Source organism: Spirosoma agri, from assembly GCF_010747415.1.
Classification (GTDB): domain Bacteria; phylum Bacteroidota; class Bacteroidia; order Cytophagales; family Spirosomataceae; genus Spirosoma; species Spirosoma agri.
Window position 1 is genome coordinate 940,351 of record NZ_JAAGNZ010000002.1, and the last position, 14,131, is coordinate 954,481.

At 53.0% G+C, this 14,131-nt stretch carries 11 protein-coding genes; 10 read left to right on the plus strand and 1 reads right to left on the minus strand.

Annotation, left to right across the window (positions count from 1 at the left end; translation table 11 throughout):
* Positions 1 to 9 precede the first annotated feature (9 nt).
* From GK091_RS20490 to GK091_RS20515, 6 genes are all read left to right on the plus strand, one after another.
* Positions 10 to 3,066, plus strand: coding sequence for an FAD-binding and (Fe-S)-binding domain-containing protein (locus tag GK091_RS20490; RefSeq protein ID WP_164041744.1), 3,057 nt, complete (start codon positions 10 to 12; stop codon positions 3,064 to 3,066).
* Positions 3,067 to 3,142: 76 nt separating this feature from the next.
* Complete coding sequence (locus tag GK091_RS20495) at positions 3,143 to 4,201, plus strand: hypothetical protein (RefSeq protein WP_164041745.1); 1,059 nt, start codon at positions 3,143 to 3,145, stop codon at positions 4,199 to 4,201.
* A 123-nt stretch (positions 4,202 to 4,324) separates the two neighbouring features.
* Complete coding sequence (locus GK091_RS20500) at positions 4,325 to 5,017, plus strand: 3-keto-disaccharide hydrolase (protein ID WP_164041746.1); 693 nt, start codon at positions 4,325 to 4,327, stop codon at positions 5,015 to 5,017.
* A gap of 393 nt (positions 5,018 to 5,410) precedes the next feature.
* Positions 5,411 to 8,554, plus strand: coding sequence for a SusC/RagA family TonB-linked outer membrane protein (locus tag GK091_RS20505; protein WP_164041747.1), 3,144 nt, complete (start codon positions 5,411 to 5,413; stop codon positions 8,552 to 8,554).
* Between the two features lie 87 nt (positions 8,555 to 8,641).
* Positions 8,642 to 10,105, plus strand: coding sequence for a SusD/RagB family nutrient-binding outer membrane lipoprotein (locus GK091_RS20510; protein ID WP_164041748.1), 1,464 nt, complete (start codon positions 8,642 to 8,644; stop codon positions 10,103 to 10,105).
* Positions 10,106 to 10,154: 49 nt separating this feature from the next.
* A complete protein-coding gene (locus tag GK091_RS20515) occupies positions 10,155 to 11,426 on the plus strand; it encodes a dipeptidase (RefSeq protein ID WP_164041749.1) in 1,272 nt (423 codons plus the stop codon).
* A 57-nt stretch (positions 11,427 to 11,483) separates the two neighbouring features.
* Here GK091_RS20515 and arfB read toward each other — a convergent pair whose 3' ends face one another.
* Positions 11,484 to 11,885 (minus strand): alternative ribosome rescue aminoacyl-tRNA hydrolase ArfB, encoded by a 402-nt coding sequence (arfB, locus tag GK091_RS20520; protein ID WP_164041750.1) that lies wholly within the window; start codon positions 11,883 to 11,885, stop codon positions 11,484 to 11,486.
* Between the two features lie 267 nt (positions 11,886 to 12,152).
* Between arfB and GK091_RS20525 the strand changes: the two genes are divergently transcribed.
* The 4 genes from GK091_RS20525 to GK091_RS20540 all read left to right on the plus strand — a co-directional run bounded on the left by GK091_RS20525 (position 12,153) and on the right by GK091_RS20540 (position 14,108).
* A complete protein-coding gene (locus GK091_RS20525; protein WP_164041751.1) occupies positions 12,153 to 12,533 on the plus strand; it encodes a hypothetical protein in 381 nt (126 codons plus the stop codon).
* Positions 12,534 to 12,557: 24 nt separating this feature from the next.
* Entirely contained in the window at positions 12,558 to 13,178 is a 621-nt protein-coding gene (locus GK091_RS20530) for a hypothetical protein (RefSeq protein WP_164041752.1), read from the plus strand.
* A 138-nt stretch (positions 13,179 to 13,316) separates the two neighbouring features.
* A complete protein-coding gene (locus GK091_RS20535) occupies positions 13,317 to 13,679 on the plus strand; it encodes a hypothetical protein (RefSeq protein WP_164041753.1) in 363 nt (120 codons plus the stop codon).
* Between the two features lie 90 nt (positions 13,680 to 13,769).
* Entirely contained in the window at positions 13,770 to 14,108 is a 339-nt protein-coding gene (locus tag GK091_RS20540; RefSeq protein ID WP_164041754.1) for a hypothetical protein, read from the plus strand.
* The last annotated feature ends 23 nt before the right edge of the window (positions 14,109 to 14,131 follow it).

Here is a 14,131-nt window from a genome sequence, read left to right on the forward strand (position 1 = left end):
CTTTGATGTATGTTTCGTCATACGCCTATACCGCCTTTTTCCAGCCTGCTTCCCTCATTTGAGGGAGACCTGTATTTTGATGAATCGCCCGAACATACCGCCCAGCGTATCCTCTATGCAACGGATGCGTCGGTATACCAGGAGATGCCGATTGCAGTAGCGTTGCCGAAGTCGGTTGCTGACATCAAGCAGCTGTTGCGATTCGCTCAGCAGCACAAGTTGGGCCTGATTCCGCGTGCCGCCGGAACCTCGCTGGCCGGTCAGGTCGTGGGTAGCGGTATTGTTGTCGATATTTCGAAGTATTTTGGGCAGATCCTGGACGTCAATGCCGCCGAGCGTTGGGTACGGGTGCAACCAGGCGTTATCCGCGACGATCTGAATGCCCATCTGAAGCCGTATGGTGTCATGTTCGGGCCGGAAACGTCAACGGCCAGCCGGGCGATGATTGGCGGCATGATCGGTAATAATTCCTGCGGTCTTCACTCGATCGTGTGGGGCACTACCCGCGATCACCTGCTCGAAGTCCGGGCGCTGCTGAGTGATGGGGCTGAAGTAACATTCGGGTCACTTACCCGCGATCAGTTCGAGGCCAAATGTCGGGGTGAAAACGTTGTCAGTCCGTTGGAGCAACGGCTTTATGTGCAGTTCCGCGACTGGCTCATCGACGAAACCGTTCAACGCCATATCCGCGACGGTTATCCGAAACCAACGGTTTCGCGTCGCAATACGGGGTACGCGCTTGATGCGCTGGTTGATTTTTTTGAACTGTCTTCACCAACCCGTCGGACCGCCCCGACCCCTCCCGCAACGGCGAACCGCCCGAAACGGGAGAGAGGAAATGGAGACGTTACGGAAACCTTCAACTTCTCGCACCTGATTGCGGGCTCTGAGGGGACGCTCTGCTTCATCATCGAAGCAAAACTGAATTTACTGCCCCTGCCTCCGAAAGAAACCGCGCTGGTCTGTGCCCATTTCGATACCATCCGGCAGTCGCTGGAAGCTAATCTGGTTGCGTTGGCGCATCAGTGCTACGCGTCGGAACTGGTGGATGATTATATCCTGCAACTGACGAAGACCAATATCGAACAGATGAAGAATCGCACGTTTGTGGAAGGTGATCCGAAGGCGATTCTGATGGTTGAATTTTTCGATGATACCGCAGCGGGCGTTCAGCAAAAGGCCGAGCAATTCGTGGCTGATCTTCGGACGAAGGCGTTGGGCTATGCGTATCCGATCCTGTTTGATGAAGAGACCAAAAAGCCCTGGGCGCTTCGCAAAGCCGGATTGAGCATCATGTACAATATCCCCGGCGACGAAAAACCCGCCAACGTCATTGAGGATACGGCGGTCGATGTCCACGATCTGCCCGACTACATCGACGAACTGGACCAGATGGCGTGGGAAAACCACGGTCTCAAGCTGGAATATTCGGCACACGCCGGGGCCGGGGAGATTCACGTATTACCGCTCATTAATCTCAAATCGTCGGAGGGGCGCGCTAAATTCCGGGCGTTGCTGATGGATACGGCGCAGCTGGTGAAACGATATGGCGGTTCGCTTTCCGGCGAACACGGCGACGGGCGACTACGGGGCGAATGTATTGCGTTCATGCTCGGTCCCGAAAATTACCAGTTGTGCAAAGACGTGAAGGCGCTCTGGGACCCGCAGAATACCTTCAATCCCGGCAAGGTGGTCGATACACCACCCATGAACGAGTCGCTACGCTCGGAAGCTGACGTGGTGATTCCGCAGCCGAAAACCGTGTTCGACTTTTCGAACGATGGGGGGCTGCTCGAACTGGCTGAAAAGTGTTCCGGATCAGGCGATTGTCGGAAAACAGCTATTTCGGGCGGAACGATGTGTCCCAGCTACATGGCTACCCGACGCGAACGCGACACGACGCGGGCGCGGGCCAACATCCTCCGCCATTTTTACAGCAGTACCCAAAAACCGACGGATCACGACTACGAAGCCGTTAAGGACGTACTGGATCTGTGTTTGTCGTGTAAAGCCTGCAAAGCGGAATGCCCATCGAGTGTGGACATGACCCGGATGAAGGCTGAATTTACCCAGCAGACCTATCGCGAAAATGGCGTTCCGATGCGGGCCAAACTCGTCGGCAATTTTACCAGACTAATGTCATTGGCGAGCCTGGTTCCCTGGGCCTATAACGCGATATACGATACGCCCGCTCTCCGTAAGCTGGCAAACCGGACTGTTGGCTTTCACCCCGACCGGACGATGCCCGAACTGGCCGGAACGACGTTACGAAAATGGTATTCGACGCATCGATCAGCCAATCGAGGCACTGATGCCAAACCTGTAGGCAGTCAGCAGACCCGGACCGTGTACCTGTTTTGCGACGAATTTACGAACTACAACGATGTTGAAGTCGGACAGAAGGCGATTCAGTTGCTGGAGCGACTGGGTTATACCGTCATTATTCCCGAGCATGTAGAAAGTGGCCGGACGTATTTATCGAAGGGACTGGTGGAGGAGGCCCGGACGATTGCTATCCGGAATGTTACACTGCTCAACGACATCGTTACGGACCAGACACCACTGATTGGTCTGGAACCGTCTGCCATCCTGACGTTCCGCGACGAATATCCAGATCTGGTTCCCCCGGAACTCAAAGCCGATGCCCAGCGAATCGCGCAGCATGTTTTCCTCTTCGAAGAATGGTTTGCGCAGGAAATCGAGCGTAAACAGATTGATTCGGCTTTCTTCACGACCGAGGCCCGGCAGGTGAGAATACATGGCCACTGTCATCAGAAAGCGTTATCGTCGATGGTGCCGGTGAAAAAGGCATTGGCCCTTCCCAAAAACTACCAGGTCCAGTTGATACCCTCGGGTTGCTGCGGCATGGCTGGCTCCTTTGGGTACGAAACCGAACACTACGAGTTATCGATGCAAATTGGCGAGCTGGTCTTGTTTCCGGCGGTTCGCCAGGCGGAGGGAGCCATCATTGCGGCTGCCGGGACCAGTTGTCGGCACCAGATCAAAGATGGAACGGGTCGCAAAGCGCAACACCCCGCCGAGATTCTGTTCGATGCACTCCGGTAACGCGCACATCCGGTTCATGCGAAAAACCTTTTGCGTTTCCATTGGTTCTTCATAGACCTAAAACATTCACATGAATATGGAAAACAACGCAAATCTTTCCGATGGAGCCAGACAGGCCGACACCGTTTCCAGCGAACATGCCGAAACGATGTTCAGTGCCGATCAAGCCGAAACCAATATGGTTAAGCTGGTCGATGGCAAACTAGTATCAATCGGCGATACAGAGTCCGATGTCTCTGACGATATGCCGCGTATTCGGTTAGGCAGCGATGAAGAACGGGCTTTGACGGGTGACGATAAGAAGAAATACGAAAATTCAGAGGCAGCGTTGCGGGCGGGCACGATGTTCGATCCGTCGGTGATGCCGAATGACCCGATCGCGGTCGGTGAATTGACCGGTAATCCGGATGCAGGGGCTACGGTCAATACCGGGCTGCCTTCAGAAGATGCACCGAACGATCGTACCGAAAAGGATGCAGACGCTACCCCAACCAGTGCGTTTGGCTCCTGGTCATTTCCGGCTGGCGTAGGAGAAATATCGGTGCAGAACTCGGTGCCAACGACACCACCATCACCCGATCCGACCCAGCCAGTACCGGGTATTCCGGAAACACCGCCGGCAACACCTTATCCGGGACCTGAGATTCCTGATCTGCCGGGGTCGCCGAATCCAACGACGCCCGAAATTCAGGAGCCTTCCCAGCCCGACCGGTCGCACGAAATCAACGCTGGTCTGACCACCGCGCAACACCATACGGCTACGGGCAACTTCCTGACCTATACCGCCGAGGTGTCGGGCCTGATCGATGAAAATGATCCGGAGTCGGCTGTACCGGGCACTCAATATCAAGGACTGGCCGCCGGACCCGATGATCAGGGCATGGACGAAAAACCGGATACCGGCGATTCGGCCCATCCCTACGACGTAAACGCGAAAGACGCGGATGTCTATCAGCCCGGCGAACGCCCGGAAGAGAAAAAAGAAACGCAGGAGCATCCCCGCGAAATGCTGGACGAAAGCAGCGTTACGGCTCAGGACATGATTTCGGGACCCGATCGATCCGACCAGAAATCGACCGATGGGCTCGACCGAAAATACAATGATCCCGAAGCGGCCCGCGATATGGCGAGCTAGAATCGACAAAGTAATGCGGGTGGAAACCCGCGCCTGGTTAGCACAGTTCGTGCACACACCAGGCGCGGGTTTCCACCCGCATTACTTTTTGCCTATTTTTGATCGCTAAATCTGTTTGAACCCATGAAAAAAATACTGATTCCCTGCCTGCTGCTGAGCGTAATGGCAGTGGCAACGCCCCCCGGTAAAAAGCCAAAGTGGACGGCGCTCTTTGACGGAAAAGAAATTAAAGGATGGCACAGCTATCATAAAGACGGCGTGGTTGGCTGGAGCGTTGAGGATGGAGCCATGACCCCCGACGGAACGGGTGGTGACCTGGTGACAGATAAAGAATACGAAAATTTTGAACTCGAATTTGACTTCAAAATTCCGAAGGGCAGCAATAGCGGTGTCGTTTACAAGATCATCGACAGCCCCGATATTAAGTCTACGTACATGTCTGGTCCTGAGTACCAGGTTATTGACGATAAAGGGTATCTGGATGGTGAGGGTAAACCGTATAAACTGAAAGATACCCAACTAACAGGAGCCAATTATGATATGATTCCTCCCGGCGATATGAGTGCCGCAAAGGCACCCGGCGAATGGAACAAAGGCCGTATTGTAGTCAATAACAACCACATCGAACATTTTGTGAACGGAAAGAAAGTTGTCGATTACGAATACGGCTCCGATAACTGGAAGCAACTGGTTGCCAAGAGCAAATTTGCCAACTGGCCGTACGCTACGGCTCACGCCAAAGGTAAAATTGCGTTACAGAACCACAGTCCCAAAGAGCGCGTCTGGTATCGTAATATCCAGATTCGGGAGTTGTAGGTAACCAATAGTTCCTGAAAAGGCGTCATGAACGATCGAGATCGTTCATGACGCCTTTTTGTGTTTTATCACGAAGAGGCAAGCCAGCCTGATTAAGATCGCTAACGAATCCCGTAACGGTTTAGGAGCAGGGATTGTTTCTTCATTACCCATCTAAAAGATTGATTATTGTGTAATATGCCAATATAAATTTTGAATTTTTTATTAAAAATAGAATATAAATTAAGTATTGATTAGTAATGCATTAGATTCGTTGTAGGAATACGTAGAAGGCTGTACGATCTGCCTCGCTAATTGGTCGATCGTCATGGGATACGTAACTGCCCTATTCTGGTTTACTGGTCTTCCTCGGAACCGTCTGATTATCATTTTCTAACTAACTCTTTACGACCAATGAGAGAAATTTTTACGCGATTGTGTCTGCTGTCTTTCCTGCTACTGAGTGTAGCCGGTTATGCACAGGACAAAACACTGAAGGGCCGTGTAACATCGAAATCGGATGGAGCGGGTTTGCCGGGTGCAAACGTCCTGATCAAAGGCACTGACCGGGGAAGTACGACCAATGTCAATGGCGAATTCACGCTGAACAGTCCGGATAATGCGATTCTGATTGTCTCCTACATTGGGTTCAAGCCCGTAGAGGTAGCCGTTGGTGCGAAGTCCGTCATTGATGTGTCGCTGGAGGAAGATGCCTCCAACCTGAGCGAAATTGTTGTAACGGCTCTGGGTATCACGCGGGAAAAGAAAGCATTGGGCTATTCTGTTCAGGAAGTGGGCGGGAAACAGCTGACGCAGGCCCGCGCGACCAACTTCGTCAACGCCTTGTCGGGTAAAATTGCCGGGGTACAGGTTACGGGTTCCAATGGCGCACCCGGCGCATCGTCGCGTATTCTGATTCGGGGAGCCAGTTCGATTGGGAGTAATAACCAGCCGCTTTTTGTTGTCGATGGCGTGCCTATTGATAACAGTAATTTTGGCTCCGGTACCGGCGTCGACTATGGTAATGCCGCTGCGTCCATAAATCCGGACGATATTGATAACGTCAGCGTCTTGAAAGGACCCAGTGCGGCTGCGTTGTATGGCTCACGGGGGGCAAACGGCGTTATTCTGATCACGACCAAAAGCGGGAAAGGCACAAAAGGCATCGGCGTTTCGGTCAATACGAACACCGCCTTCGATAGTCCGTTCCGTCAGCCCGAATGGCAGAACGAATACGGTCAGGGGAACAAGGGTCAGTTTTCGTTTGTCGATGGAACCGGTAAAGGGGTCAACGATGGTGTTGACGAAAGCTGGGGGCCTAAACTGGACGGTCGTCTGATTCCGCAATTCGATTCGCCGATTGCCGCCGACGGAACCCGCACGCCAACACCCTGGGTTGCGCATCCCGATAACGTGAACCAGTTCTACCGGACGGGCCGTACGCTCACTAATAACATTTCGGTTACGGGAGCCAATGATAAAGGCGACTTCCGGATATCGTTCACGGATCTGAACCAGACGGGTATCCTGCCGAACACGGACTACAAACGGCGGACGGTGTCGCTCAATGCGGGCTGGAACTTAACCCCAAAACTGAGCGTGCGTGCAACCGGCAATTACGTGCGGGATGGAAGCGATAACCGTACGAACTGGGGGCTGTACTTCATCTGGTTCGGTCGTCAGGTCGACATGGAGAAATTGCAGAACTACCAAGCACCGAACAGCATCTACCAGTATAACTGGAACTACAACTACTGGACGAACCCCTATTACTTCCTGAACCTGAGCACCCGGGCAAATGATAAAGATCGGCTATACGGCAATATGTCAGCTACGTACAAATTTACGCCCTGGCTGAGCCTCACCGCCCGCACCGGTACGGATGTGTACGAAGACCGTCGCAAAACGAAAAATGCCGCGCGCATCGATAACCTCAACGGTGCCAAACAATTTGACAGCTACAACGAGGAGCAGATTTTCATCCGGGAATCCAACTCTGATTTCCTGCTGAACGCAACGCATAAATTTGGCGAGTTTGACGTGACGGCCAATATCGGCGGAAACCACCGCTACAACTACGCCCAGCGTAACTACATGGGCGCTACCGAACTGGCCATTCCGCGCGTGTGGAACCTGGGTAACTCACGGCAGGCGAAGGTGGCCGAACAGACCTACACCGAAAAGACGGTCAACAGTGCTTATGCGTCGGCAAATATCGGGTTCCGGAATTACCTGTTCGTGGATCTGACTGCCCGGAACGACTGGTCCAGTGCCCTGCCAGCCAGCAACCGGTCGTATTTTTATCCGTCGGCGGCAGTGAGCGCCATTCTGACCGATATGTTCAATGTGAACTCGCCGGTGCTGTCGTTTGCGAAACTTCGGGCCGGTATTGCCCGCGTTGGTAACGATACCGATCCGTACCGGTTGATCCAGTCGTACCGCTACGAAAATCCTTGGGGATCAACGCCTTCGCTGTCAGAAAACAACGCGATGCTCAACGCGTTCCTGAAGCCGGAGATAACGAATTCCTACGAAATTGGGGCCGAAATAAAGCTCTGGAATAACCGGGTTGGGCTGGATGTCACGTACTACGACAAGGAGTCATCCAATCAGATTCTGGACGTCAACGTCTCGCAGGCATCGGGCTTCAACTCGAAACTGCTGAATGCTGGTAAATTACAAAACCGGGGCGTTGAAGTGCAGTTGAGCGCAACGCCGATCAAGGCGGGCCCTTTCAAGTGGGATATCATGGTGAACTGGGCACAGAACCGGAACAAGGTGCTCGAACTCTCGGAAGGGTTGACGACCTACCAGCTTAACACCTCGTATAACCCACTGACGGGCGCAACGACAACCAACTCCTTCCGGGGTGTTTCGGTCGAAGCGCGGGTTGGTCAGCCGTACGGTACGTTCTTCGGGCAGGGCTTCCTGCGCGATCCGTCCGGCAGCATCATCTACGACAAAAGTGGGTATCCACAGCTAGATCCGACCCGCCGGATTCTGGGCAATTTTACGCCAAAATGGATCGGTGGTTTCCAGAATACATTCAGCTACAAGCGTCTGTCGCTGAGTACGCTGATCGATGTGCGGCACGGGGGTGATGTATTCTCGCAAACCGTTAACATCGGTCGGTATACGGGCGTACTGAAAGAAACGCTGGTTGGCCGCGAAGAGGGTATCGTTGGTCAGGGTGTCGTCAATACCGGAACGAGCGAAAATCCGGTGTACACGCCAAATACAACTCGGATCTCATCGGAAGAGTGGCACAAAAAATACTACTCGCTATCGAATAACGAAGCCACCCTGTTCGACGGAAGTTTCGTCAAACTGCGCGAGGTAAAACTGACCTATATGCTGTCGGGTCAGGTATTCAAGCGATTGCCGTTCCGGGATATTGCCATCTCGGTGGTTGGTCGCAATCTGGCTTTGCTGCAAAGCAACATTCCGCACATCGATCCGGAAACCAGCTATTACAACGACGGCAATCTGCAAGGCATCGAGAATGGGCAGATTCCAACCACACGGACGATTGGCTTTAATCTCAACTTCAACTTGTAAGCAGGTATGAGGCTGTGGCTCAGCAGATCAGGGAACTCTTGAACGGTTGCGCCATAGCTTCAAACCCAAAACTCATAGACTGTTTTTATGAAACGTATCGTCTCTTCTTTCCGCTATAAAGCCCTGTTTGCGGCCATGCTGCTGGGAACGGCTGCCTGTACTGAAAAGTTTGATCAGATCAATACCAACCCGAATGCGCCGACCGTTGCGACCGCCGATCTGTTTCTGCCGCACGGCATTCAGAGCGCGGTTGATGCCTACTGGGGCGGATCGCTGGGCATGGATGTGGGTGACCTTATTTCGCAATATTGGGCGCGCATTCAGTACACCGATATTGACCAGTATACCATCACGAGCGATGTGTACGGCACGGCATCGTGGCAGGTTTTCTTCATCGAATCGCAGGCCGATTTTCAGCGCATTTATAAAATGGGTGCCGAGTCGAGTAATCCGAACTACCAGGCCGTAGCCGTTATTATGCGCTCCTGGGTGTTCTCGTTGCTGACGGACATTTACGGCGATATTCCGTACAAGGATGCCATCAAAGGGATCGAAGGAACGCTACAGCCGAAATACGACGCGCAGAAAGATGTGTATGCAGGCCTGGTCGCCGAGCTGAAAGCGGCCAACGACATGATTGTTCTCAACGACAACAGCAAAGCGATCGCAGGTGACATTTTGCTGGGTAACGACCTGACAAAGTGGAAGAAATTTGCCAACTCGCTCAGTCTACGGTTACTCAATCGGATGCTCAATAAAGCGGACGCGCCGATCGACGTGAAATCGGAAATCAACCGAATTCTGAGTGACCCGACCAAGTATCCGGTGCTGGCTTCGAACTCCGATAATGTACAGCTGAACTACCTCGATGCCACGAACAACAACAACCCGATCAACCAGAACCGCAAAACGCGCGATGATCACCGGGTGAGTGCAACGCTGATCAACAAGCTCAAAGCCATGAGCGATGACCGGTTAGCGGTCTACGCCAATACGCCAGCCGATGGCGGTGATTATAAAGGCGTTCCGAATGGTTTGTCAAATGCCGATGCTAACGCGCTCGGGCTGTCGAAAACCTCGAAAGTGGGTACGTTCTTTGTGTCGCCAACGGCTCCGGGCGTTGTGATGAGTTACGCCGAGTTACAGTTCATCAAAGCCGAGTTCGCGTATAAGGGCATTGCATCGGCGGGTGTCGTCGCGACCAACTACACCAACGGCATAAACGCGTCATTCAGTCAGTACAAGCTCACGGCTTCTTCGGCTTATCTGGCTGCGAACGCGCTGAAGAGCGGTGCCGATGGGTATACGCAGATCATGGAGCAGAAGTGGATTGCGCTGTACGGTCAGGGACTGGAATCATGGGCCGAATATCGGCGGACGGGCATCCCGGCCTTATCACCGGCGGTGATCAACACAAATGGGGGCATCATTCCGACCCGGCTTCCCTATCCCGGATCGGAGGAGTCACTGAACTTTACCAATTTCAGCGAAGCGCTTACCCGGCAGGGCGGCAAAAACGACATGAGACTCAAACTATGGTTCGCTAAATAAATCGTGTAGTGCGGGTCCCTACCCGCGTTACCATAACCTTCCTCTTTTTATGAAATACTGGTTGTCTACCTCCTTGTTGGCCTGTCTGGCTACGACCGTCTTCTCGGCTTCGGCGCAGGACGATAAGGCGCTGCTAAAAAAAGCACATAAGATTCACGACAAAGCGTTTACGGTTGATACACACGCGGATACGCCCATGCTGTTATCGCGTGGCGGCTTCGACGTGACGAAAGATAATGATCCGCGCACGACCAACAGCAAGGTCGATTATCCCCGTATGAAACGGGGTGGACTAGACGCCATTTTCTGGGCCGTGTATCTGGGGCAGGGGCCGCGCACACCCGAAGGGCACGAAACGGCGAAGAAAAAGGCACTCGACATTTTTGACGCTGTTGACAAAACCCTAAAAACCACCGCTTCTGAAGCGGCCCTGGCAACGACGCCGGACGAAGCCGTCCAGATCAGCAAGACCGGCAAGCGGGTTATTTTCATCGGCGTCGAAAATGGCTATCCGATGGGCCACGATATTTCGCTGCTCAAACAATTCTATGACAAAGGCGCTCGCTACATGACGCTTTGCCATTCGAGCAATAACGACATCTGCGATTCATCGACCGATCCGAAAGGGGCAGAGTATCAGGGATTGAGCCCGTTGGGTGAGCAGGTCGTGGTCGAAATGAACCGGCTGGGCATGATGATCGATGTGTCGCACGTATCGGATTCGACCTTTTATGATGTGGTTCGCCTGTCGAAGGTGCCCATCATTGCGTCGCATTCGGGAGCAAAGGCCATCTGCGATCATCCACGCAACCTAACCGACGACATGCTGAAAGCACTGGCGAAAAACGGTGGTGTCGTTCAGCTGAATCTGTTGAGCGACTACGTGAAAACCATTCCGGCCAGCCCAGAGCGCGAAGCAGCTCAGAAAGCGATGATGGAGAAATGGGGTGTAAAAGACCGTCGGTCGATGATGGGTGCCATGAGCAAATTGTCGGAAGAGGATCAGAAAAAACTCCGCGACGAGTTCATGGACATCAACAAAAAATACCCGGTGCAACTGGCTACGGTGAAAGACGCGGTTGATCACATCGACCACATTGTCAAGCTCATCGGCATTGATCACGTGGGTATGGGTGCCGACTTCGACGGCGGGGGCGCACTGGCCGACTGCTTCGACGTGAGTCAGTACGAGAACTTTACGGTCGAATTCGTCCGTCGGGGGTACTCGAAAAAAGACATCGAAAAAATATGGAGTGGCAACTTTTTTCGGGTGATGAAAGCTGTCGATAAAGGAAAAACCACCGAGGTGGCCAGTCGTTAATTCACTTCTTTCACGCCGTTCTAGTTCCAGGCGGATGGCATTGAGCCATCCGCTTTTTTAATAATCGACCCGTTTGCGGTTCTCTTTTATATCGCCTTTCCGTTTCTTCCCGGTGATGCGTTCTTCGACCGAGGCTTTCGACGGTTTGGTGGCCCGGCGGGGTTTTGGCTTCTCGAACGCTTTCTCGATCAGGCGGTAAAACTTTTTGGTTACCTTCTCCTTGTTGGCTAACTGCGTCCGTTCGGTCTGGTGAGTAAGCACCAGCTCGCCATCGGTGGTGAGTTTGTTCGCCAGCTTTTCTTCCAGAATGACCCGTTCTTCGTCGGTTAGCAAAGCTGAATCGCGAATATTGAAACGGAGTTCAGCTTTTGTCGCCACTTTATTGACGTTTTGCCCACCGGCACCACCGCTTCGGGCAAACTGGTAGTGTATGTCGGGCTGTAGGCGGGTTACGTCCATCTTTAATCGAGTCAGTTGGTAGATTTATAGTCAAAAAACGATGCCTGAGCGAACAATCCCCCTGGGGGGAAGTTCTGTTGGTCAAAACTAACTGATTCAACGTTACGGCGCATCACGATCAAAAAATCACCACGATGTTGACGTATCCGTGAGTCAGGCAGAACGCATACGGGCAGGGCTTGCCGAACGATCGACAACGGTAACCGATGGTACGCGACGATCGGCGAAGTAGCCTGACACGATGCACTTACTCAACAAACGAAACGTATGATTACTCAGGATCAGAACCAGACATCGCTCATCGAGCAGACAGTCAATACGTTCGACGGTAGTATCGGTGAAACAACCGCCGTGGATGGATTATCAATCATCGATCAGTGGCTGAACCGGCTCGACGTAGCGGGTGATGAAGACACCGACGACATTGCCGATACGCTCGAAAGCCTGCGGGCGGAAGTGCATACGGCGCAGCAACACAACCGGCCCGATAACCAGCGGATCGCTGCGTTGCTGGTGGATTTGATCGACCAGACAAGGAAAGTGGCCGCTTCCGCCGAAGCCAGCGCCGAACAAACCGAACTCGCGCAACTGATTGCGACCCTCGAAAATCTGCATCGGCAAGTCGCACAGGAAAGCACTCAGAACTAATATAAACACCTAAATCCCACAAACATGGCATTAGATCAGCATGCATCGAATTTGGTTGACGTAACCGTTAATGCCTTTAACGGCGAATCGACAAGTGTTTCACCCGTTGATGGTATCTCACTCATTGACAGCTGGATAACCGCCCTGCGTGGCGACGATAAAAGCAATATTTCCGTTGCCAATGGACTGAGCGAACTAAAGGCCGAGTTGCAAAGCAGTAACCCGAACGGGTGGCATGTTCGGGGTATTCTGGAAAATCTGCTCAACCAGGTAAAGGAGACGGCAAAATCTGCTGATGAGGATGTAAAAGAAAAATTAGACACCCTGGTCGATGCATTGGACGGGTTCAGTCATCAGCTCGGTGGTTCGTCAAAACCCGCCAACACGGGTGGACAGGCACCCATGACCAGCACCGTTGGTGGTGAATCGACAAACAGCGGAACCGGTACGTCGGCCACTGATACGGACGATACGACCATTGGTGACGGCGACACTCGTTACACGGGCGGAACCGTCGATGACGACTACAGTCCGGCGTCTGGGACACGCTCATCGGGGGTATCGAGTGACGCGCTGCCTGACCACAACGCCCGGGACGAATCAGAAACGGACACGGGTTCGTCGGGTGGTCGTTCGCAGTATTAACAGGCTACTAAATACAGGAGAGAGCGTTGTCTGAAAGGCAGGCTCTCTCTTTTTGTTAAAGCCAAACAAAGCATCGATTGGCGGGTTTCAGTAAGTAACAAAACCAATTAACCTCCGCTTCGGCGGTTCTCAACGAGTATGGCACATCAACATTCACAAACGGGCGGTTCGTCGGCATCAACGCTGCTCGACGCTACGGTAGCTGCTTTCGATCAGGGTCAGGCTGCATCCGCACAGGAAGGCATGTCATTGATTACGGACTGGTTTTCGTCCGTAAAAAGTAATCACCTGACCGAGGATATCGTGGAACCCCTTACTCAGCTTCATAACGAGTTGCAGTCCGGCGCGCCCGAACCACAACGGCTTAAGCAGTTGCTCAATGAGTTGGCCGATGAGACCGAAAAAACGGCTCCCAAGGCCGAAGGTGATATGCAGTCTCGATTGCAGACGTTGGCAACGGCACTGCGCAATTTCGCCGGGCAAATCTCGACCGCCGTATAAACGAATTTCGAAGCTACAGCGCCGAACGGTTCCTTGTGGAAACACCTGTTCGGCGCTGTAACCCATGTTTCACCTCAAAACGCAAAGTTCATGGCTTCACACGCATTAGACCAACGCCTGTTCGACCAGACGGCTGGCATCGCTGATAAAGAAACGGCCCCGTCACCCACCGATGGGGTACAACTCATCAGCGGCTGGCTGAACGTTATCGAAGGAACGAAAAGCACCGAACTGATCGAGGAGAAGTTGAAAGAGCTGCGTAGTCAGCTGCAATTTGCCAATCCCGATACAGACCGAGTTCGTGGATTGCTGCTCGATCTGGCCGATCATACCGAACTGGTTTCGCAGGGATCGGCTATCGAAGGCCCCATCGTGCAAAAGCTGGAAGGTCTGGTCGATTCGATTCAGAAACTAGCCGAACAACTCTAGAACCAGGTTGTGGTTTTGTCGGG